A 21,065-nucleotide genomic window follows, 5' to 3' on the forward strand; every position below is an offset into this window, starting at 1 on the left:
TATTATGTTTGCGCTTATTCGGTACCATTTTCTCGACTATACAAAATCGTATAAGTACGTCCCTCCTATTGCGATGTACTTTGTGAGCTTACTTTTTGTATATACATATAAACCAACTCCTATTGTACCGACATACTTAGAAACAGCACTCGCACTTTATTTATTATCTGCATGGATTACACTCACCATTTTTCATACTGAAGACCCTGTACAAGAACAAATCACTATTTCACACACAAATAATATTTCCGCATTATACGTTGGTAAATATATTACAGCTCTTCTCATTTGTACTGTGTTATCTTTTATATCCGTAATCTATCCAATTATATTGCAAATGTTTAATGAAAAAATGACAGTTTCTTTATTTTTAGTCGGATTTCTCGCTCACATATCTTTCTCTATACTAGGAATTTCAATCGCAACATTATTTACAAGAAATATAATTCAAAAAGCAAGCACTGCTTGGCTTAGTCTTACATTCATATTGCTTATAACGATCGCCTCTATCAGGTTTAAAAAAGAGTTACTATGGTTTTTACCACCTGTGGAAAGCTTTCTAATGCTTGGACAATACAAATATAATATACTTACTCACACGCTATGGCTTACAGCTTGGGCTATCGTATATTCATTTTTATTACTTACTTTATTTCTTTTTATCGTTCGCAAAAAACGTTTTTAATTACATATTAAAGGAGACGAAACAATGATCGGAATACTAGCAGGAATGGGACCAAAATCAACCGGACCATTCGTCGATACAGTTGTAGCAAAATGCCAAACAATATACGGAGCAAAGCATGATATGGACTTTCCTCATATGATGATTTATTCTTGCCCAACACCGTTTTACATGGATCGCCCTATTGATCATGCGGCGATGAAAAAAACAATTATTGAAGGGGCACAAAAACTTGAAAGTACTGGCGTAGAATTTATCGCTATGCCGTGCAATACGGCGCATCTTTATTTTGAAGAATTACAGCATTCTCTGTCCATTCCAATTTTAAATATCGTCGATGAGACGTTACAAGCAATTCCTGAAAATACAAAAAGAGTCGCTCTTCTCGCAACAGAAGCAACTGTTCAAGCTGAGATTTACCAAGACGGGATTACAAAACGTAATATAGAATACATTCATCATGAAAAATGGCAAAAAATGATTAATCAAATTATTTCTTGTATTAAAGGCGGAGAAATTGAAAAAGCTCACGAATTGTGGAATGCGCTCGTTTTACAATTGAGAGATGAAGTAGATACTGCAATTATCGCATGTACCGATTTGAAAGTGGTGGTGAGTGAGGATTTTGTTGATTCTGCTCAATGTCTTGCTGAGGCGGTTGTTAGGATGTATGTAGAAAATATAAGGAGGTCCCAATGAATATACCTTTTGAAATGAGATACACATTTGACGAAAACCTTAGAGAAAAACCTATATCCCTTGCTGAAATGAAGCAAGGGATTGCATTTTTGAAGGAACATTTACATGAAGGTCCGTTATATGGAAAGAGCTGTGGATTAATTGGCGTTTATGAGCGAATCGCTGGCAACCTTTCTGAAAGTAAATATTACTTACAGGTGGCAATTGAATATTGCACACAAACAGACAACATCAAAGGGATTTTTATTAACAAACTTCGTCTTGCACATACATATCATTGGGAAAGAAAATTCCCTGCTGCAAATGCACTCTTTACAGAACTTCTACAAACACTACCAGACTTCCTCGCCTATGAAGACTTCTTCTACCAACATTACGGAAAAAGTAAATTAGATGAAGGTGACTTCCATACCGCCTTATCTTATTTTCAAAAGGCACTTCAAATCAGGCTACAAAAAGGAAATGAAGAGCTGATTCACTCAACTAAGCTTTGCATTACGTATTGTATGTCTCACCAATGAAAATCCTCAAAACTTTTAACTTTCTTCACAATTCTTTCAAAGTAATCACACTTAATCTCGCTATATTAAATAAGTAGCTTATTCATATAGGGAAGGTTAGGGGGAACTGAAGTATGAAACAAAAGCGTTCGCTTCATTACATTTTTTGGCGTTGGCATTTTTATGCTGGACTTTTTATTACACCGCTTCTTATTACTTTGTCACTGAGCGGAATTGGGTATTTATTTCGGGAAGAGGTTGAAGATTTTATCTATAAAGATTTATATTTCGGGAAGAGCACCCAAACAGAATCTATTTCGATGTCTGATTCGCTTTTCTTAACAGAGAAAAAATATCCACATTATAGTGTGGCGAAAATTAGTGAGTTTAATGGGGATTATAATACTAGGCTTACAATCGCAAATGAATATACTGGAATGCAAAAATATGTGTATTTAGATAGCAATAATCAAATTGTCGGAGATCAAAACGCAAGTGAAACGTTTGCCAATATCATGCGGGAATTACATAGTTCTCTTTTAGTTGGTGGTACTGTCGTCAACTATATTGTAGAACTTGCAGCGTGCTGGACAATCTTTTTAATTGTGACTGGGTTGTATATGAGTATACGCCAATTCAAAAACACACCAGCATCCAATAAGCGGGAAAAGGCAAAACGACGTCATTCTATTATCGGTATTATATTTACAATTCCTCTCGTTCTGCTAGTCGCATCTGGATTGCCGTGGTCAGGATTTATGGGGAACCAAATTTATAAAATCGCAGCGTCGAATGAATCAATTGGATATCCAAAGTTATATATGGCACCTCCGGAATCAAAGGTAAAAGAATTGCCGTGGGCAACAAGAAAGGAAGCTCCTCCTGAATCTAATTCAAATGAGCCAAAAGCTATTTCAGTTGATGAATTACAAAAAGGAATTGAAATAAAAAAGCCATACGTTATCTCACTACCGACTGATCCGAAAGGTATATTCACTGTTTCGAAATCGAGCGGTTCTGGCATTACGGGTATGCACGTGGCACCAAATGAAGAAATAACTGCTTACTTTGATCAATATAGCGGAGAACTCATTTCAAAAACAGACTATCGTGATTATGGATTATTTGCACAATGGTTCACTTACGGTATCCCGCTTCACGAAGGACATTTATTCGGATGGCCAAATAAAATATTGTGCTTACTAACAACCTTATCTTTATTACTTCTCATTTATTACGGAGTAAAAATGTGGTTAGCAAGAAAGCCAAAAGGAAAATTAGCAGCACCTCCAAAGCAAAGAGATAAGAAAAGTACCATCATTTTCTTTATCATGATGGTTATATTAGGAGCTGCCATGCCTTTATTCGGACTATCTGTTTTAGTTATTTTTGTGATTGAACTTCTTATATATGTATTTTCAAAAATACGATCATAATAAAAAGAAAACCACTCTACAAGAGTGGTTTTCTTCATCACTGCGCCATTTTCTTTCGGTACATCTTCCCGTTCCAGTAGAAGAATCGTGAAGTGAGTCCTCCGTATTTTACAATACGCCGTGCCATTTTGTGCATATTCTTTTGCGCTGATACTTTTTGATCTGATAAATAAATACCAAGTAACCCTCGGCTTATGAGACGATGAAACTTCGCATGTGGCAAATCACCAATGCTCTTCTCTGCTTCTTCTACAAAATGTTTCATACGATCTAATATAGCTTGCTCGTTTTCATAATAACTACAGAAATTCAAATCCCCACCGGCGCGGTCTTCTTCTTGATCAATGAAATAATCAAGTAAAATGTGAAGTCCTTGTACGTAAGGGAAGTACCCTTGTTTAATTTTCGCAATATCTTCATCATGTAATTCATCATGAAATGCATATGCGACAAGACAGAAGATTCCAAGTGTAGAACCGGCACATGCTGAAAATTCAAACCAACTCATCTCAGGTAAGTTTTCTTTATGTGCTTCAAACCATGTTTGTAAGCGTGGTTCTCTTTCTTCTAACTTCACGTGTTTATGAATTTGCAAATCACAATAATAACAAGCAAGTTCATGAAGAATTGGAGCAATTTTGTCATAATGCTTCGTTTTCTTTAAAACATCCTGACATGTTTCAACAAGCTCATCTAAATAACCACCATCATCTTGATCATCACGATAACGATAATAGTTACCGCCTCCTTCAACTTCAGGACTTAATGCCATTACCATCGACTCATGAAGAGCCGCAAAGTCTTTCGGGTCAAGTGATGTACTACGATCACATAAATTATCTAAGTAGTCGCTAATCGTTTGATACGCTACAATAAAACGAATACATTCCTCTCGGTGTTCATTTGCTAGCAGCGCTAAAATACCACCGCCCTCGCAATGAAACGTTTTATGCTCAATACTTGCGATTGCCTGACTATGAAGCTCGTCATTCGGAATATGGTAGGCACGCTCTTTCCACATCGCTAGCTCATGGTGTACAACCGGAAACACATCACGGTATACTTTCGCCATGAGCGTTATGGGATTACTCGGTACGTTCACTTCTTCCTTCATCTCCTCTATTAAATGTACAAATAATGATTTATTTGTTTGTTTTTACTATATTATTGACATGCATTTCAGTAAATGACTGAATATAATTCAAAATTTCATCACGCTCATACTCATTTAATAACTCGTGATAACAATTCGGCCATTCTTTATAAGCCTTATCACTCATTTTAACATTATCAAACCATGTACGGACACGTATTTTATCTACAAGTTTATCCTCACATGCCTGCATTAGCAAGAGCGGAACATCTGGAAATTTATCTATTTTCTCATGAGCAATCTCGATAGACTTAATCAACTCACTATACCAACGTACTGATACTTTGCGCAAGAACAATGAATCATTTTCCATCGCATCTCTCACTTCATGATTGCGAGTTGACATTTCTACAGTGAGATTTGTTGCAAATTGTAACTTCGGGGCAACGACATTTAATATTTTCGAAGCAGCACGCAGCGGAGCGGAAGGTGCAGCTAATACTCCTAAACAAGGCGAACTTAGTACAATCCCATCTATGTCCTCTCTTTTCGTTTCTTGCATCATACGAATAACGACAAGTCCTCCCATACTATGACCAAATAAAAAAATGGGCAATCTATACTTTCTTGCTTCTTTCACCCATAACTTTATTTCCTCTATGTATTCATCAAATGAATCGATATGTCCTCTATTTCTTGAAGTTGTTCCGTGTGCTGGAAGATCGCCCATAACGACGTGATAACCGATATGATTCCACATTTCTGCAACCGCTTCATAACGCCCGTGATATTCCATAGCACCATGCACGATAATAATGACAGCTTTCGCTTCTTCCGCTTCATAGTTCCACATACGAAACTCCTCCATTTCACTCTTTTTCATAATTTGATACACTAAAACTAGTCTCTAGGAAAGGAAGGCTTTACATGATATATCCTTACAAAGAAAAAAATCCGAAAATTGCGAGTAGTGCCTTTATCGCTGACTATGTTACCATTACAGGTGATGTGAAAATTGGCGAGGAATCAAGTATTTGGTTTAATACAGTCATCCGTGGTGATGTATCACCGACAATAATTGGTGACAGAGTAAATGTACAAGATCAATGTACACTCCACCAAAGCCCGCAGTATCCTCTTATTTTAGAAGACGACGTTACAGTTGGGCATCAAGTTATTTTACATAGCTGTCATATTAAAAAAGATGCTTTAATTGGAATGGGTTCTATTATATTAGATGGTGCTGAAATTGGTGAAGGAGCCTTTATCGGTGCTGGAAGCCTCGTTTCACAAGGAAAGAAAATCCCACCAAATACGTTAGCTTTCGGTCGTCCTGCGAAAGTCGTTCGTGAATTAACAGAGGAAGACCGCAAAGACATGGAACGAATTCGCACACAATATGTTGAAAAAGGTCAGTACTATAAATCATTACAAAAATAATTTTACTGCTGCCATAAGATTGGCAGCTTTTTTTATAAAATGAAACTTTAATCAGTGGGGGCTTTGTTCATCCCCCACTGATTATTAGCCTTCACCAATCGGGCGTTTACGAGCAGCAGGGCTCCCGCCTAACTTTTTTTGCTCCAGCCGAACTTTGAGGTGGGAGTCTCACTGTCCGTTAATGCGAGATAAAAAACTAACTTTTTCTTTACAAAACCTTATTATTCCCTCAATAAAATCTTATTAAAATAGAAGCTAATATCTCCATATATATGTAAACGAGGGAGGAGAATTTTCATGAAGGTCAGTGGACTGTATAAAATAGAATGTTACATCTTCAAAGGAATTAACCGATACTTTGATCAAAAAACATTAAATATTTTTTTCAGCAATATTACTCATATCGGTGGTGCTACTTTCTCAATCGCACTCACACTGTTCTTTTTAATTTTTGCAAAAGGGACTTTGCACCAAGCTGCAATTGCAACTGCTATTTCGTTAGCAATTAGCCATATTCCTGTGCAAATATTAAAAAGATGGTATCCGCGAAAACGCCCTTATTTAACAATTCAGGATGCGAAATATCCAGTCCATCCATTAAAAGACCACTCTTTCCCGTCTGGTCATACAACAGCCATTTTCTCTGTCTGTATTCCATTTATGTGCTATAATCCAAGCTTATTTATTTTTCTATTACCGTTAGCATTATGCGTCGGTATTTCTCGCATTTATTTAGGGCTTCACTATCCGTCTGATGTATTCGTCGGTATGTGCCTCGGCACTTGCTCTGGCATCATCTCTTTTTATCAATTCATCCCACTTTTCACATAAAGGAGTGATATGATGAGAGTCGCTATTTTTACCGATACTTTTACGCCACAAGTCAATGGAGTTGCGAAAACATTAGAACGATTAACACGTTACTTTCAGAAAGAAAAAATCGCCTATTCTGTTTTCGCTCCTCAGCATACAGCTGAAGATAATTTCGTGGCTAATGTGAATAAGATGAGAAGTATCCCGTTATCAATATTATATCCAGAATGTCGCTTTTCTTTTCCTACTCCGCGCATTAAACGAGAGCTTCTTTCTTTTAAACCTGATATTATTCACATTGCCACACCTTTCAACATGGGACTGTGTGGATTGTATTATGCAAAAAAGTTAAACATCCCAGTTGTCGGTTCTTATCATACTGATTTCGATGCTTATTTACGCTATTATAAAATTGAATTTCTCTCTAATATGCTTTGGAACTATTTAAGATGGTTTCATAGTCATATGCAAAAAAATTTCGTTCCCTCTCCTGAAACATTACATCAATTAAAAAATAAAGGCTTTCAAGCCCTCTCTATATGGGGACGTGGTGTAGATTGTACACTCTTTCACCCATCCTACAATACAGTCCTATTCCGAAAAAAATATAATATTACAACGAAGTATGTCCTTTCCTATGTTGGACGGATTGCCCCTGAAAAAGATATTGATACGTTGCAAAACCTTATCGTTAAAACAGCGCACATTCGAAACGACATTCATTGGCTTATCGCAGGAGACGGTCCTCTAGCGACAAGTTTTCGTGAAGCTGTTCCAAAAACAAATGTCACTTTTACTGGATATTTACAAGGCGAGGATTTAGCTGAAGCCTATGCTTGTTCTAACATCATGGTATTTCCATCAGCTACTGAAACATTCGGAAATGTCGTACTTGAATCACTTGCATGCGGTACACCTGTCATTGGCGCAAATAGTGGCGGGGTTAAGAATATTATTACAGATGGAAAAACGGGAGTTCTTTGTTCACCCAAAAATGAGGATTCATTTCTATCATCCATCTATTCTTTATTGCAGAATGAAGAGCAACTTATGCAAATGGGCATAGCGGCTTCGTCTTATGCTAAAACAAAAAGCTGGGATGAAATCTTTCGTGGCTTACTTGACCAATATGAAACAGTCCTTCAGAACACCACATCAGAATTACTCGCTTAAACAGAAAAACTCCCTTCAAAGAACGAAGGGAGTTTATTACATGGTCATAAATTTTAGTTTAATAAATGATACATAAGGTTAAATATTGCATTATTTCTATATTCATTATAACAAAAATAAACATAACTAAACAGACTTGTAATAAAAACCCATAAAAATTAATATATGGTTATACAGTATTTTTTACTGTATGGTGATTTTAAGAAATTCCCCTTAAAATCAACTTACTCACATATCTTTATACAGTAATTGTTCCCCAATTTCTGTATATCAAAAGACCTTTCATTCATTTGAAAGGTCTTTTTGAGCCTGCACATATTCTTCTTTCGTATTCACATTTATAAACCACTCTGCGTTCGCTTGTACATCTTCACCGGCAACATATTTCACATTACATTGTGATAAAAGCTGGCCCATACTTCTTTTTTCTTCCTGAAGTAAAGCGTAAATCTTTTCTTTCACGCGGTTATGATACGCCGCAAGTAACGGTTGTTTTCTTCCATTAATAATAGGTACAATCGCATCATATTCATTACTCGTTTGCTCTAGTAAAATGGTAAACCATTCTTGCGAAACATTTGGCGCATCGCAAGGCATAATAGCGTACCAATCTGCTTCTATATATTCCATTCCTGATACAATTCCAGCAAGTGGGCCATTTCCTTTATAATGCGGAATATCTTCTATAACAGGAACTTGTACGAATTGCTCTACTCGCTCTTTTATATCGGAGTTACTAATGACCACAACTTCTTGTAACGCAGTTGTCATCACTTTCACAATATGCTCAATAAAAGTACTATCTTGCCAGCTCGCTAACGCTTTCGGTTCACCGAATCGACTCGACATACCGCCTGCTAATACAATTCCAGCCCACTTACTCATTGGCGATGTAGCTCAAATGTAATATGACCTAATTCCGGTAAAATTAATTTATTCATCGCAAGGCGAACTGCGCCGCTAGACCCTGGCATGGAAAAGACTACTTTGCGCCCAATTGTACCACCAATTGCTCTACTTAACATTGCGCTACTTCCGATATCTTCTAAATAACTAATCATGCGGAACAACTCACCAAATCCAACGATTTCTTTATCTAACAGCGCTGATACTGCTTCAATTGTCACATCACGTTTCGTAATACCAGTACCGCCATTTGTTAACACGACATCAACATCTTCTCTATGATAACCAGCTAACACCGCTTGCTGAATACTTTCTTTATCATCTTTTACAATTTCATAAGAAGTTACTGTATGTCCTGCTTCTTTTAACAATTCATGTAATAGTTGTCCGCTCTTATCTGTTTCTTCCGTACGTGTATCGGAAATTGTTACGATCTTGCAACGCACTTCTTTTGGCGCTTGTTTCTTATGTTCAGTTACGCTCATTTTTTCATCTTTCCTTTCCTCAAGGCTTTTCTTCATTTTATCATACATATCTTTACACAATTTTGTATGAAGCTGACGATGCATCATGATACAATATAAGTATAATAATCCACAAAAAGGAAAATGAAAACATCCTTTCTTATCCCCCCTAGACTTCACATCATTAGCTAACCTTTAACTTTTCTTATATTTTCTACATAGTAGAGTTCAGTTTTTAAAATTGCACTACCAAATAAATCGGAGGTATACATCTTATGGAACTTTATAAAAAATTAACAACAACATTCATCCTCTTATTCGTCGCTTCCATTACTGTCGGTTTTTCGCTAAAAGGCGCGATTCCATATGCTACATTAATAAGCATTATATTCGCAACACTCTTTTTACTATGTAGTGCATTGTGCGCAGGAAAAGCACGTCAGATAAAGGAATGATTGCATATGTTCCGTAAGAAACCGACAATTTGTAAATCATGTAAAAAGGAAATACAAACGTATGAAAAAGCATGGATTCATATGCCATTTCCGGCAAGCGGAATGACGAATATGAAAAAGTATATTGAGCTAGACGGAGAAGTGTATTGCAACTCATGCATCCAAATCATAAATAAAAAAAGCTTTGCGCTCACCGCGCAAAGCTTTTTTTCATATATTATAGACCAGCTTGCTCTTTTAAAGCTGCAGCTTTGTCTGTACGTTCCCATGATAGATCTACATCAGTACGTCCGAAGTGGCCGTAAGCTGCTGTTTGTTTGTAAATTGGGCGACGTAAGTCTAGCATTTTAATAATACCAGCTGGGCGAAGATCGAAGTTGTTACGAACTAGTTCTACTAGTACGTCTTCAGATACTTTACCAGTGCCGAATGTATCAACTGAAATTGATACTGGTTGTGCTACACCAATTGCGTATGCAAGTTGTACTTCTGCTTTATCAGCAAGACCAGCTGCTACGATGTTTTTCGCAACATAACGAGCTGCATATGCTGCAGAGCGGTCAACTTTTGTTGCATCTTTACCAGAGAATGCACCGCCGCCGTGGCGAGCGTATCCACCATAAGTATCAACGATGATTTTACGTCCTGTTAAACCAGCATCACCTTGTGGTCCACCAATTACGAAGCGGCCAGTTGGGTTAATGAAGAATTTCGTTTCTCCATCCATTAATTCTGCTGGAACTACAGCTTTAATTACATGCTCTTTTAAATCGCGATCGATTTCTTCCCATGTAACATCTGGATGATGCTGTGTAGAAATTACGATTGTATCTACACGTACAGGTTTACCATTTTCATCATACTCAACTGTAACTTGCGTTTTTCCATCCGGACGTAAGTATGATAATGTGTCATCTTTACGTACTTCAGTTAAACGGCGAGCTAATTTGTGAGCAAGCGAGATTGGAAGTGGCATTAATTCTTGTGTTTCATTACATGCGAAGCCAAACATTAAACCTTGGTCTCCTGCACCAATTGCCTCAATCTCAGCGTCAGTCATTAGACCTTCGCGTGCTTCTAGCGCTTGGTCAACACCCATAGCGATGTCAGCAGATTGCTCATCGATAGATGTTAAAACTGCACAAGTTTCTGCATCGAATCCGTATTTTGCGCGTGTGTAACCAATGCCTTGAATTGTTTCACGAACGATTTTTGGAATATCTACGTAAGTAGAAGTCGTAATTTCCCCCGCTACCAATACTAAACCAGTTGTTACAGTTGTTTCACAAGCTACACGTGCATTAGCGTCCTTTGATAAGATCGCATCTAAAATTGAATCAGAAATTTGGTCACAAATTTTATCTGGATGTCCTTCAGTTACAGACTCAGATGTGAACAGATGACGTTTTTTTGTCATGTGGTAAACCTCCCTACAGTAATTGTATATATTGTACGGAACTCATCCTTAATTTGCCACAAACTGCGACATACATTTATTCTCCCACACAAGCATACAGAAAAACCTTTCCTACTTTACATAGAGGAAAGGTTTAATTTGCTACTTGCATACTGCTTTTTGCCCTTTGCTCTTATCGTTCGAGACCGTTAGCCTCGCACAGGTTTTAGCACCTATTCACCTGTATTTACCACTACAAGTGAGGTTGCTGGGCTTCATCGGGCCTGTCCCTCCGCCAGCTCGGGATAAGAGAGTATCCGTCCCAACCTATACTAAAGAAATGATATTCATTTGTCAATTAATATTCACATTTTCCTGAAAGTTTTTCTCAATACGCCTGGAATGAAATATTAATAAGGAAATAATGCATGCACACAAACAAAAAGAAATAAATAGTATACATTATTTATATAATTGTGTTATACTCTTGTTGGGGATTACGAGAAATATTTCATTAAATGAAAAGGATGGTATATAAATATGAGTACTGTGAATGTCCAAATTGGTTTACACGAATTATTGAACGGAAGCAATGCACAGATTCAACTAAGTGTTCCGCAATTAGTGGAAAAAGTATTAATGCGAAATGAAGGGAAATTAACTTCTACTGGTGCCGTTTCTGCTTCAACAGGAAAATATACAGGACGTTCTCCTAAAGATAAATTTATTGTGAAAGAAGCATCGGTTGCTGACAAAATTGCTTGGGGAGCAGTGAATCAACCGATTTCTGAAGAACATTTTAATAAATTATATACTAAAGTTTTAGAATACTTAAAAGAAAAAGAAGAGTTATTCGTCTTCAATGGATTTGCAGGCGCTGACCGCAATTACCGCCTACCAATTCAAGTTATTAACGAATATGCATGGCACAATTTATTTGTACATCAATTATTCATTCGTCCAACTGAAGAAGAATTAACAACTCATGAATCAGAGTTCACAATTGTTTCTGCACCGAATTTCAAAGCAGATCCAGCTGTTGACGGTACAAACTCTGAAGCATTCATTATGGTTTCATTCGAAAAACGTATCGTACTAATTGGTGGTACAGAATACGCTGGAGAAATGAAAAAATCAATCTTCTCTATTATGAACTTCTTACTACCTGAACAAGATATTCTTTCTATGCATTGCTCTGCAAACGTAGGTGAAGAAGGCGACGTAGCACTATTCTTCGGTTTATCTGGAACAGGTAAAACGACATTATCTGCTGATCCACACCGTAAATTAATCGGTGATGATGAGCATGGTTGGTCTGATAACGGTGTATTCAATATTGAAGGCGGTTGCTACGCAAAATGTGTAAACCTTTCTCACGAGAAAGAACCACAAATTTTCGACGCAATCAAATTTGGATCTGTTTTAGAAAACGTTATCATTAATAACCAAACGCGTATCGCAGACTATAACGATACTACTTTAACAGAAAATACTCGTGCTGCATACCCTATGCATGCGATCGACAATATCGTACTGCCAAGTGTTGCTGGACACCCAAATACAATCATTTTCTTAACTGCTGATGCATCTGGCGTATTGCCTCCAATCAGTAAGTTATCAAAAGAACAAGCTATGTATCATTTCTTAAGTGGTTACACTAGTAAACTAGCAGGAACAGAGCGCGGCGTTACATCTCCGCAAGCAACATTCTCAACTTGCTTCGGTTCACCATTCTTACCACTTGATGCATCTCGCTATGCTGAAATGCTTGGTGAAAAAATCGAGAAACACGATGCGAAAGTATTCTTAGTAAACACTGGCTGGACTGGTGGCGAATACGGCATTGGTAAACGTATGAACTTAGGTTACACTCGTGCAATGATTCAAGCAGCATTAAGCGGCGAACTTGCGAAAACTGAAACAGCTAAGCATGACATCTTCGGTCTTGAAGTTCCACTTCACGTACCAGGTGTACCTGATGAAGTATTAATGCCTGAACAAACTTGGGCTGATAAAGCTGCTTACAAAGCAAAAGCAATCGAGCTTGCGAGCGAATTCAAAGAGAACTTCAAAAAGTTCGACAGCGTTTCGGAAGATATTATTAACTTAGGTGGTCCAATCGCTTAAGTACAAACTTTCTGTTGGAATAACCCTTTTACCCATATGAATAAGTGCCGTGTAACCGTAAAGTTTCGCGTACTCACCGACAAAACCCAATGCGGCTTAACGGTTACACACACTTACATAAAAAAGAAGCTTACGTTTTTGACGTAAGCTTCTTTCTATATCTTATATAAAGTACAATTTTAATCTTTTCATCTGTGACTTAGCTCATAAAATTACAGAAAATTCATTTTATAATCATTCGTTTTATAGTTTTTTGTGGTAAAATTTACATATATAGGAAAGGAAGAGGGCTATGAACAATTTTTCTCGTACAGGAAAAATATTATTCAGTTATGGAGCCATTCAAATGTTTTGGGGACTTGTGATGCTTAATGTTAATTTCTTTGAGCATACAAGTGAAACGATAAAATACATTATTCTAATTACCGGAATAGTTTGTTGTATTGTATCTAACTTTTTTAAAGAGCCTAAGAGTCATACTAATACGTGATTTCATGTTAACTTAGTGGAAGCAGAAACCTGTATTTTATGCAAAGTTTCGCTTCCTGTTGTACTATCCGCCGTATCCCTTATTCCAGAGTAAGCCAATTTTCAATTTAAATAACCAGATTTTCATATATACAAATCACGGCTTCGAACATATAAATTATATCCCTACTCATTACATCCCTCTGGTTTCACACCGCATGGGGCTAAAATAGGCCCTGACCGCTTCTATACGTCGCTGGATCCTCTATTCCATCTAAAAGAGTTTTTTTATCTTTTTAGCTCTTCGTTAATTCTTCCTCATCTTTCATACTATAGTAACCTAAATTCACAACGATTAAGAAATAGCCACCCAGAATCCCTACTGCAAATGCCCACATTACCATATGGTGCTCAATTTCGTACATAATAATAGCACCCAAAATAGCAGCTGCAAAACGATTAAACATACCGAGCGTCGGTGCTTTCGTTTTCTTTACGATACTATCTCCAAGCTTCTCAATTCGTCTTCCTAAAAGCCAAACACAATACATACTTACGATAAGTCCAATTCCAGCGCCTAGGAAATGAGCTGAAAACGGTGTTAACATCCACCCTAGTAAAAGAAAACCTAGTAAATAATACGATTGAATTTTAAACGATCTTAATGACATACTAATCATGCTGTACCCCTCTTCAGTAATTTTTATCTATCCAACAAAAGCTGTATAACTCATTTCTTTTGAGTTCATACGACTTAAAATTCTCTTCACTCAAATTAAAAACAACATAAACACAATGTTTATGTTGTTTGAATGTTTTCAGGAAATAATATTATACAAGATTTCGAACATCATATTCTTATAATTTGTGACGTTTTTCCAAACATTTTTCGTCCATTTATGAAAAAAATGATATCAATCTATGAACATACGGATATGATGTAATAACTACACAAATAAAGGGGGCGTCTAATGATTTATTTTTTAATGGCTCTCATTCACCTCATTATCCCTGCACTTATTGGACTTTCGTTATATTGGTACACGAAAAATCATAGTATTTTCTACGCTGTCCTCGGTGTTCTTCTTCCAGGTATTATTCTTATCACACTCTTCCGTATTCCATTTTTAAACTTAATTCCACTTGTTACTGCTATCTTATTTCTCGTCTTCTTACCAAAAATAAAAAAATAGGAAAGCAGATCATAAGTGATCTGTTTTCCTATTTTGATATAGGTTCCCCCGCAGTAGAATGCACTTTTACTTTCTCCGATTTCACAAACCATAGACCGAAGAAAATAATAATGCCACCGATTATTTGTTGAAATGATACATATTCATTTGCCCATACAGCTGCAAATAAAACAGCTACAAGTGGCGTTATATACATATATACCATCGTATGTGACGCGCCAATTTTTTGAATACCAACATACCACATCACTAAACCAAATACTGTTACAAAGAAAATGGAATATAGTAAAGCGAATAGTGTCATTCCGTGTGTAATCTGAAATGGCATTATAAATACATGTGGTCCACTTAACAATAAAAGCGGAATCGCGCCAACTAATGCTGACCATGCGGTAACACGTAGTGCTGAATATTTTTTAATTAATGGACCTGCTAAAACTGGATAAAGCCCCCAGCATATTGATGTAATAAGTCCAATTCCATTACCATAAAAAGAACTAGCAAGCGAATGCCCTGCTACTAAAACTAATGCAGCACCACCAAAGGCAATTATAGAACCGATGAGCTTTCGAGAAGAAAACTTTTCTTGTTTCAAAAAAATAGCAAATACAGTTGTAAAAATAGGTGAAATAGAAATGAGTAAAGAGGCATTTGTAGCAGATGTATATTTGACAGTTTCCATAAATAACGTTTGATACAGTACAATACCTACAACGCTAACGATGATTAATCTAGGTATATCCTTTCGCTCCATATAAACCGACTTTTCAATAAAAAATGTAAGGAGTAACATAAGCGGTGCCGCTGATATCATCCGAAGTGCCGTAAACTCAATTGCTGTAAATTCTAAAAGTCCATATTTCGCAATCGTAAAATTAATCCCCCAAATAATAACGACTGTTAAGATTAATAACTCAATCCCCCATCTTCTCATGCGTATCCCCTCCGCAAATAAAATTATACAGAAAATTCAATCATATGTACATTTCATTATGTGAAAAAATCTTTTTATTGTATGGAGAACTTTGCTTTTGTTACACGAACTTATATCAGCGATTTTTTAAATATATCGACTTATCAACAAAAAACGACAATAATAGCGACTTATACAATAAAAAAAGGTGGTTCCAAAACACACTTTGGAACCACCTTTCCTCTACTACACTCGAACGTGTAACTTCATATTCGGATTATAAAATTGACTCGGGCTCTTCAGTTGAAAAGTTCCTCCACCTTCATTCCAATCGACCGTCAACTTATCATCCATAAATACAAGCTTTGTACGATCAGCAATAAAATTCATTGTGCTGGATTCGATATCAACATCGCGCTCATCTTTTTCTGCTACAGCTACTAAATCGATAATTCCGCTCATTACACAACCGCAACCTTCATTATCGTAAAATAACTTTATATATTTTGCTTCATTTGGAATCTTATCCATAATCTTTTTATATGCTGCTTCTGTTACAGTAACGTACATATGTTAATGTTCATCCTCTCTCGTATCATTCATATATTGTACCACCATTTTTCTCGAAAAATATATACAGAAAATTACGACTAATATACAATATATGTAATAAAGGAGGTTGTATCACGTATGTTCAAATTACTTCGATACCCCATCTTCTTAGGTCTACTCGGTAGCTTTTTTATTTCTAGTGGAATGGTATTACAACATATACTTCCTTATTCTCCTTCTATTGGTTGGATTTTAGGCTTTACTTGTTTCCTAACCGCTTCTTATTTTGCTATGAAAAAATAAGAAGCACTTTAAAAACATGCGATTGTTTTACAGTAAATTTTGTTATGGATTTTATTTTGCTTCCACAGGAGAAACGTTGGCTCTAAAACGCTTCAATTTCCCTCCCGCTATTTTTGAAATCTAGACACACAATACAATCGACCACACAAAAATATAGAACTTATAATATACATATAGTAGTTCTATTTTTAAAACTAGATTTTCAAAATATAGAAAGGAGAACGTACATGTACCCACGTAATTGTTTTAGTTGCGACGGCAGACGTAACAGTGGTTCTACTGGAAACACTGGGCCTACTGGCAGTATCGGTCCTACTGGTAGCACTGGACCTTCTGGGGCTACCGGTAGTACTGGACCTTCCGGAGCTGGCTTACAAAGTACTACCGCCTTTAGTCTAGCAGCCGCTCCCAACTATAAAACAGGACAAGTTGTCACTTATACGAGCAGCGGCTATGTTGTAAAAAAAGATGCACCTCAAGGATTTCCTAATGTATCTCCAGATTATATTGTATTAGTAGAAAGTGGACCCACGGGGAGCACGGGGAGCACTGGACCCACTGGCATCACTGGACCTTCCGGTATCACTGGATCTACTGGAAACACTGGACCTTCTGGCATCACCGGCCCTTCTGGTAGCACTGGACCCACTGGCATCACTGGACCTTCTGGTAGCACTGGACCCACCGGCATCACTGGACCTTCTGGTAGCACTGGATCTACTGGAAACACTGGACCTTCTGGCATCACCGGCCCTTCTGGTAGCACTGGACCCACTGGCATCACTGGACCTTCTGGTAGCACTGGACCCACCGGCATCACTGGACCTTCTGGTAGCACTGGATCTACTGGAAACACTGGACCTTCTGGCATCACCGGCCCTTCTGGTAGCACTGGACCCACCGGCATCACTGGACCTACCGGCATCACTGGAAACACTGGCATCACCGGACCTACCGGCATCACTGGACCTTCTGGCATCACTGGACCCACCGGCATCACTGGACCTTCTGGCATCACTGGACCCACCGGCATCACTGGACCTTCTGGCAGCACCGGATCTACTGGAAACGCTGGACCTTCTGGCATCACTGGACCTACCGGCATCACTGGACCTTCTGGTAGCACTGGACCCACCGGCATCACTGGACCTACTGGAACTGCGGGTAGTGCATCAGCAAAAAGTATTATTTTTCAAGGAACAAATGCTGGTTTTCAACGTATAGCGGGTTCTCCTGGAATTGACTCCAATGTTATTCCATATGTCACTGCTGGAGCTGGTAGTATAGTCGGATTTGCTGCGTCTATAAATGTAAATAACTTACCTGCTGCTGTTTATACGATTGATATTTGCAGGAATGTCCCAACAAACCTCTCTGCTCCTACCTCTAGTTACATCCTATCTACTATTACCTTAACTACTACTGACAAAATTACTGGAACTATAGTATTTTCGATTAAACCGACGGATACTGGATCAGGACAAATTCAAGTGTTTAATCCTACTCCAGCAGTAGGTCCCGCTACTGTAACTTGGACTAGCATTACAACTGGAAACCCTGTTTCGAGAGGAGATGCTATATCCCTTTATATTAATCCTGGAATTACTGCAAGTGCTGTATATTCCATTTTCCTAATCACCGATATATAACCCTTACAAAAAGTAATTTACTGTACAAAAAAAGACCCGTAATTCGGGTCAACAAATAATAATACAAATGAATTAAAACAAATAACAGACAAGCTCATTATATACTATCATTGTAAAAATATCCATATTTTAACTTTTTTATTATATATACTGTGCCAATATTGTAAACACTGTCGAATTTTTATTCACAAAAAGGAGATCACTCTCGAATAAGCGATCTCCTTTTTTCAATATTTTTTCATTACATCGGCAATACAATCTTTACAGTCGTTCCAACCCCAACTTCACTTTCAAAACTCATTTTACCGTTGTGGTCTTTAATAATTTTTTCTGTAACTACTAAACCTAAACCTGTTCCCGTTTCTTTCGTTGTGTAAAAAGCTTCATTTAGCTTCGGAATTTTGTCTTTTGGAATACCGCAACCCTCATCCTTAACTTGAACAATGATTGCATCTTCTACAGTCACTTTAATCGTAATCGTTCCGCCAACTGACATTGCTTCAATCGCATTTTTAATTAAATTAAAAAATACTTGTTTTAATCGTTTTTCATCGCATGTAATCGATGGTATATCTTTACTATAAATACCTTGTATGTGCACTCCTTGCTTTAAAGCAGGCTTCCCCATAACTCTAATAACATAAGCGATAATTTCTTCTATATTATGAATTTCTGATTCTAGTGATTTAGATTTTTCAAATCCACTAAGTTCTGTAGCGATTGTATGAATTCGTTCTACTTCTTGTTTCATAATATCACTATATATTTTATCCTCAGGATATTTATTCGCTTGCTTATTCACAAATTTATCTAAATTCGCTAGAGGCCCTCTAATTTTGTAGCCAATAACTGTTGCCATTTTCCCAACAGTTGCCAGTTTTTCTGTTTGTTCTATTTCTTTATCCATCATCTCAAGCGTGCGAACATAAGACTGAAATCTCAAAAACATAATCCAACATATGATAGTAAATACGCTATATAATGCCATTGGGATTAAAACGAGTGACGATTGAATCATGATTCCTATAAGAGCATACTTTCCAACAAGTATGCCGGTAACTAACCAAAAATATCTTTTGTTCACAAAGAGTGGGGCAAATAAAATAAAAAATCCTTCTACTATATTCCCACCATCAAACTCAGCATCACTACCATAGTAAATCATAAAATTATGGATAAAATCTAATAAGTTATATCCAATTAGAATAATATACTTTACTGCAAATGGATTATTCCATTTCATGAAGTATACTCCAATACAAAACAAAATCACCATCAGAAAATAAAGCCATAAGCCTAAACCATCTTCAAATTCTCCTACTCCTTCTTGCTCTCCTCCTATTAAAGGTACAATAAATTCGTAGGCCAGATCGTATACAAAAAATATAGTAAAAAATAGACTTAAAAATATTTTCAGCGCCTTCATTTCTTCATTTTTAAATATATCGTTTTTATTCATATGGTAACTCCTAGCTTTTCTCCCACTTGGATTTCATTATTTCCATGCTGCTTCGGGAGCATGATATCTATTCTAGTTCCAATATCTCTTTCACTTGAAATATGTAATTCACCAAGATGCTGCTCGGTAACAAGCCGATTCGCTACCGTAAGTCCCAAACCAATTTTATCTTGTTTCGTTGTATAAAAGGCCTCTGTAACACGAGCCAAATTTTCTTTCTTAATACCGTAACCATTATCGATTACACTTAGTATTACATAATCTTGTCCTTTATTTTCTAACCGTAACTCTAATGTGCCACCTTGCTCCATGGCCTCCAGAGCATTTTTTATGACATATAGCAAGACTCCTCTTATTTTCCGCTCATCACATTCAACTTCTATCATCTTTTCTTCCACATTAGAAATAAGCTGGACGCTAGATTCATTCATTTTTTCGCGAAGAATTGTTATTGCTTGTAATACAATTCCTCCTATATTATGTTTTTTATAAATAGAAGGTTTACATGTAGCAACTTCCATCAACTCACTTATCATATTATTCATATTTTCTATTTCAAAGATCATCTGTTTGTAAATAGGGTCCTCCCCATGCTTCTCTCGTTGTAATTGCGTAAACCCTTTTAATGAAGCAAGTGGATTTTTAATTTCATGTCCTACTGTCGCTGCCATTTTTCCGATTACTGCTAATTTTTGTGATTCACTAGCAATCTTAATACTTTCCTTTACCGCTGAAAGGTATTGTATAAATCGATTTAAAATGATGTATGCCGCTATTAATACAAGTGTATACATAATGAGGAACATAAACCCCTTTACTTCCTGTAATACAAATAAATAAATCACATATTTTCCTACAATAGTCGAAAGTACAAACGCAAAATATTTTTTATTTAAAAATATAGGTACAAAGAAGATGAGAATAATTTCTATTATATTTACCCCATCAAATGCCGCCTCATTATAAAGCATATACGATAGTATATTAATAATTTCTATTCCCGTATATGCAAATACACATGCATATTTAACAAGGGGCACTTTCTCTTTTTTTATTAAATATACATTCACACCTAGTATTGCTATTCCGAAAATAACTTGCCATAGTATACTATTTCCCTTATCCGTTAGTGATTTATTCTCCAATACGATTGCATAGAAAATTTGGTATGAAACAACAATGACATACAGCACCCATAAAAAAATTTTTGCGTTCCTTTCTTCTTCTTTATATGATAGAAAACTTTCTTTCACTTCAACACCCCTTCAAAATAATATCTCGAAGAATACCATTTATTATAATAAATGATTTTCATAGACAAACAAAGATAAATCGAACATT

Annotated in this window: 23 protein-coding genes and 1 riboswitch; of the genes, 13 read left to right on the forward strand and 10 right to left on the reverse strand. The window is 36.7% G+C overall.

Translation table 11 applies throughout. The features are described from left to right. The first annotated feature begins 4 nt into the window (after nt 1-4). From KZZ19_RS23235 to KZZ19_RS23250, 4 genes are all read left to right on the forward strand, one after another. Nucleotides 5-685: an ABC transporter permease gene (locus KZZ19_RS23235; RefSeq protein WP_088098082.1), complete on the forward strand. Its 681-nt coding sequence runs from the start codon at nt 5-7 to the stop codon at nt 683-685. Nucleotides 686-709: 24 nt separating this feature from the next. Continuing rightward, nucleotides 710-1,384: an aspartate/glutamate racemase family protein gene (locus KZZ19_RS23240; protein WP_088098083.1), complete on the forward strand. Its 675-nt coding sequence runs from the start codon at nt 710-712 to the stop codon at nt 1,382-1,384. Next, nucleotides 1,381-1,905, forward strand: a complete 525-nt coding sequence (locus tag KZZ19_RS23245) for a hypothetical protein (protein ID WP_237981535.1) — start codon at nt 1,381-1,383, stop codon at nt 1,903-1,905. The genes KZZ19_RS23240 and KZZ19_RS23245 overlap by 4 nt, the downstream gene beginning before the upstream one ends. A 113-nt stretch (nt 1,906-2,018) precedes the next feature. Then, nucleotides 2,019-3,320 carry a PepSY-associated TM helix domain-containing protein gene (locus tag KZZ19_RS23250; protein ID WP_237981534.1) on the forward strand — a complete coding sequence of 434 codons (1,302 nt, stop codon included), beginning with the start codon at nt 2,019-2,021 and terminating at the stop codon, nt 3,318-3,320. Nucleotides 3,321-3,357: 37 nt separating this feature from the next. Here the strand turns inward: KZZ19_RS23250 and KZZ19_RS23255 are convergent, their stop codons facing one another. Further along, nucleotides 3,358-4,422 carry a tetraprenyl-beta-curcumene synthase family protein gene (locus tag KZZ19_RS23255; protein ID WP_140392571.1) on the reverse strand — a complete coding sequence of 355 codons (1,065 nt, stop codon included), beginning with the start codon at nt 4,420-4,422 and terminating at the stop codon, nt 3,358-3,360. A 40-nt stretch (nt 4,423-4,462) separates the two neighbouring features. After that, on the reverse strand, nt 4,463-5,266 hold the full coding sequence (locus tag KZZ19_RS23260; protein WP_088098087.1) for an alpha/beta hydrolase: 804 nt from the start codon (nt 5,264-5,266) through the stop codon (nt 4,463-4,465). Nucleotides 5,267-5,340: 74 nt separating this feature from the next. Between KZZ19_RS23260 and KZZ19_RS23265 the strand changes: the two genes are divergently transcribed. From KZZ19_RS23265 to KZZ19_RS23275, 3 genes are all read left to right on the forward strand, one after another. Then, nucleotides 5,341-5,853 carry a gamma carbonic anhydrase gene (locus tag KZZ19_RS23265; RefSeq protein WP_088098088.1) on the forward strand — a complete coding sequence of 171 codons (513 nt, stop codon included), beginning with the start codon at nt 5,341-5,343 and terminating at the stop codon, nt 5,851-5,853. Nucleotides 5,854-6,150: 297 nt separating this feature from the next. Beyond that, on the forward strand, nt 6,151-6,684 hold the full coding sequence (locus KZZ19_RS23270) for a phosphatase PAP2 family protein (protein WP_088098089.1): 534 nt from the start codon (nt 6,151-6,153) through the stop codon (nt 6,682-6,684). 12 nt (nt 6,685-6,696) lie between these two features. Beyond that, a complete protein-coding gene (locus KZZ19_RS23275) occupies nt 6,697-7,839 on the forward strand; it encodes a glycosyltransferase family 4 protein (protein WP_237981533.1) in 1,143 nt (380 codons plus the stop codon). Nucleotides 7,840-8,121: 282 nt separating this feature from the next. Here KZZ19_RS23275 and KZZ19_RS23280 read toward each other — a convergent pair whose 3' ends face one another. Continuing rightward, nucleotides 8,122-8,724, reverse strand: a complete 603-nt coding sequence (locus KZZ19_RS23280; protein WP_088098091.1) for a molybdenum cofactor guanylyltransferase — start codon at nt 8,722-8,724, stop codon at nt 8,122-8,124. Continuing rightward, nucleotides 8,721-9,230: a MogA/MoaB family molybdenum cofactor biosynthesis protein gene (locus KZZ19_RS23285; RefSeq protein WP_000117133.1), complete on the reverse strand. Its 510-nt coding sequence runs from the start codon at nt 9,228-9,230 to the stop codon at nt 8,721-8,723. Before KZZ19_RS23285 ends, KZZ19_RS23280 begins: the two co-directional genes overlap by 4 nt. A 254-nt stretch (nt 9,231-9,484) precedes the next feature. On the opposite strand from KZZ19_RS23285, the gene KZZ19_RS23290 reads away from it, so the two are divergent. Further along, nucleotides 9,485-9,664, forward strand: coding sequence for a hypothetical protein (locus KZZ19_RS23290; RefSeq protein WP_088098092.1), 180 nt, complete (start codon nt 9,485-9,487; stop codon nt 9,662-9,664). Nucleotides 9,665-9,881: 217 nt separating this feature from the next. On the opposite strand, the gene metK is transcribed toward KZZ19_RS23290, so the two are convergent. Further along, nucleotides 9,882-11,081: a methionine adenosyltransferase gene (gene metK, locus KZZ19_RS23295; protein WP_000163111.1), complete on the reverse strand. Its 1,200-nt coding sequence runs from the start codon at nt 11,079-11,081 to the stop codon at nt 9,882-9,884. A 169-nt stretch (nt 11,082-11,250) separates the two neighbouring features. Then, nucleotides 11,251-11,372, reverse strand: a riboswitch (SAM riboswitch). A gap of 228 nt (nt 11,373-11,600) precedes the next feature. Here metK and pckA point away from each other — a divergent pair. Then, nucleotides 11,601-13,187: a phosphoenolpyruvate carboxykinase (ATP) gene (gene pckA / locus KZZ19_RS23300; protein WP_060486667.1), complete on the forward strand. Its 1,587-nt coding sequence runs from the start codon at nt 11,601-11,603 to the stop codon at nt 13,185-13,187. Nucleotides 13,188-13,479: 292 nt separating this feature from the next. Next, complete coding sequence (locus KZZ19_RS23305) at nt 13,480-13,677, forward strand: hypothetical protein (protein ID WP_088098095.1); 198 nt, start codon at nt 13,480-13,482, stop codon at nt 13,675-13,677. Between the two features lie 274 nt (nt 13,678-13,951). On the opposite strand, the gene KZZ19_RS23310 is transcribed toward KZZ19_RS23305, so the two are convergent. Further along, nucleotides 13,952-14,335 (reverse strand): ATP synthase subunit I, encoded by a 384-nt coding sequence (locus tag KZZ19_RS23310; RefSeq protein WP_000624932.1) that lies wholly within the window; start codon nt 14,333-14,335, stop codon nt 13,952-13,954. Between the two features lie 291 nt (nt 14,336-14,626). Here KZZ19_RS23310 and KZZ19_RS23315 point away from each other — a divergent pair, with 291 nt between their 5' ends. Beyond that, nucleotides 14,627-14,848, forward strand: coding sequence for a hypothetical protein (locus KZZ19_RS23315; RefSeq protein ID WP_237981532.1), 222 nt, complete (start codon nt 14,627-14,629; stop codon nt 14,846-14,848). Nucleotides 14,849-14,876: 28 nt separating this feature from the next. On the opposite strand, the gene KZZ19_RS23320 is transcribed toward KZZ19_RS23315, so the two are convergent. Both KZZ19_RS23320 and KZZ19_RS23325 read right to left on the reverse strand, forming a co-directional pair. Continuing rightward, the gene (locus KZZ19_RS23320) at nt 14,877-15,782 is read right to left on the reverse strand and encodes a DMT family transporter (protein WP_237981531.1); all 906 of its coding nucleotides are present in this window, start codon (nt 15,780-15,782) and stop codon (nt 14,877-14,879) included. Between the two features lie 225 nt (nt 15,783-16,007). Next, the gene (locus tag KZZ19_RS23325) at nt 16,008-16,331 is read right to left on the reverse strand and encodes an iron-sulfur cluster biosynthesis family protein (RefSeq protein ID WP_088098098.1); all 324 of its coding nucleotides are present in this window, start codon (nt 16,329-16,331) and stop codon (nt 16,008-16,010) included. A gap of 120 nt (nt 16,332-16,451) precedes the next feature. Here KZZ19_RS23325 and KZZ19_RS23330 point away from each other — a divergent pair, with 120 nt between their 5' ends. Both KZZ19_RS23330 and KZZ19_RS31225 read left to right on the forward strand, forming a co-directional pair. After that, nucleotides 16,452-16,616: a hypothetical protein gene (locus tag KZZ19_RS23330; protein ID WP_088098099.1), complete on the forward strand. Its 165-nt coding sequence runs from the start codon at nt 16,452-16,454 to the stop codon at nt 16,614-16,616. Nucleotides 16,617-17,359: 743 nt separating this feature from the next. Beyond that, a complete protein-coding gene (locus tag KZZ19_RS31225) occupies nt 17,360-18,265 on the forward strand; it encodes a collagen-like protein (RefSeq protein WP_432442730.1) in 906 nt (301 codons plus the stop codon). Nucleotides 18,266-18,506: 241 nt separating this feature from the next. On the opposite strand, the gene KZZ19_RS23340 is transcribed toward KZZ19_RS31225, so the two are convergent. Beyond that, nucleotides 18,507-19,724, reverse strand: a complete 1,218-nt coding sequence (locus KZZ19_RS23340) for an ATP-binding protein (protein ID WP_088098101.1) — start codon at nt 19,722-19,724, stop codon at nt 18,507-18,509. After that, on the reverse strand, nt 19,721-20,977 hold the full coding sequence (locus KZZ19_RS23345) for an ATP-binding protein (protein WP_237981529.1): 1,257 nt from the start codon (nt 20,975-20,977) through the stop codon (nt 19,721-19,723). Before KZZ19_RS23345 ends, KZZ19_RS23340 begins: the two co-directional genes overlap by 4 nt. Nucleotides 20,978-21,065 lie beyond the last annotated feature (88 nt).

This window comes from Bacillus thuringiensis (genome assembly GCF_022095615.2).
GTDB lineage: Bacteria > Bacillota > Bacilli > Bacillales > Bacillaceae_G > Bacillus_A > Bacillus_A cereus_AG.

Excerpts from the sequence above, each read along its gene's own strand:
- KZZ19_RS23340 (WP_088098101.1), bottom strand. The coding sequence starts at position 19,724 with ATGAATAAAAACGATATATTTAAAAATGAAGAAATGAAGGCGCTGAAA.
- KZZ19_RS23290 (WP_088098092.1), top strand. The coding sequence starts at position 9,485 with ATGGAACTTTATAAAAAATTAACAACAACATTCATCCTCTTATTCGTC.
- pckA (WP_060486667.1), top strand. The coding sequence starts at position 11,601 with ATGAGTACTGTGAATGTCCAAATTGGTTTACACGAATTATTGAACGGA.
- KZZ19_RS23275 (WP_237981533.1), top strand. The coding sequence starts at position 6,697 with ATGAGAGTCGCTATTTTTACCGATACTTTTACGCCACAAGTCAATGGA.
- KZZ19_RS23250 (WP_237981534.1), top strand. The coding sequence starts at position 2,019 with ATGAAACAAAAGCGTTCGCTTCATTACATTTTTTGGCGTTGGCATTTT.
- KZZ19_RS23305 (WP_088098095.1), top strand. The coding sequence starts at position 13,480 with ATGAACAATTTTTCTCGTACAGGAAAAATATTATTCAGTTATGGAGCC.
- KZZ19_RS23270 (WP_088098089.1), top strand. The coding sequence starts at position 6,151 with ATGAAGGTCAGTGGACTGTATAAAATAGAATGTTACATCTTCAAAGGA.
- KZZ19_RS23325 (WP_088098098.1), bottom strand. The coding sequence starts at position 16,331 with ATGTACGTTACTGTAACAGAAGCAGCATATAAAAAGATTATGGATAAG.
- KZZ19_RS23320 (WP_237981531.1), bottom strand. The coding sequence starts at position 15,782 with ATGAGAAGATGGGGGATTGAGTTATTAATCTTAACAGTCGTTATTATT.
- KZZ19_RS23280 (WP_088098091.1), bottom strand. The coding sequence starts at position 8,724 with ATGAGTAAGTGGGCTGGAATTGTATTAGCAGGCGGTATGTCGAGTCGA.
- metK (WP_000163111.1), bottom strand. The coding sequence starts at position 11,081 with ATGACAAAAAAACGTCATCTGTTCACATCTGAGTCTGTAACTGAAGGA.
- KZZ19_RS23245 (WP_237981535.1), top strand. The coding sequence starts at position 1,381 with ATGAATATACCTTTTGAAATGAGATACACATTTGACGAAAACCTTAGA.
- KZZ19_RS23235 (WP_088098082.1), top strand. The coding sequence starts at position 5 with ATGTTTGCGCTTATTCGGTACCATTTTCTCGACTATACAAAATCGTAT.
- KZZ19_RS23285 (WP_000117133.1), bottom strand. The coding sequence starts at position 9,230 with ATGAGCGTAACTGAACATAAGAAACAAGCGCCAAAAGAAGTGCGTTGC.
- KZZ19_RS23310 (WP_000624932.1), bottom strand. The coding sequence starts at position 14,335 with ATGATTAGTATGTCATTAAGATCGTTTAAAATTCAATCGTATTATTTA.
- KZZ19_RS23330 (WP_088098099.1), top strand. The coding sequence starts at position 16,452 with ATGTTCAAATTACTTCGATACCCCATCTTCTTAGGTCTACTCGGTAGC.
- KZZ19_RS23260 (WP_088098087.1), bottom strand. The coding sequence starts at position 5,266 with ATGTGGAACTATGAAGCGGAAGAAGCGAAAGCTGTCATTATTATCGTG.
- KZZ19_RS23265 (WP_088098088.1), top strand. The coding sequence starts at position 5,341 with ATGATATATCCTTACAAAGAAAAAAATCCGAAAATTGCGAGTAGTGCC.
- KZZ19_RS23315 (WP_237981532.1), top strand. The coding sequence starts at position 14,627 with ATGATTTATTTTTTAATGGCTCTCATTCACCTCATTATCCCTGCACTT.
- KZZ19_RS23240 (WP_088098083.1), top strand. The coding sequence starts at position 710 with ATGATCGGAATACTAGCAGGAATGGGACCAAAATCAACCGGACCATTC.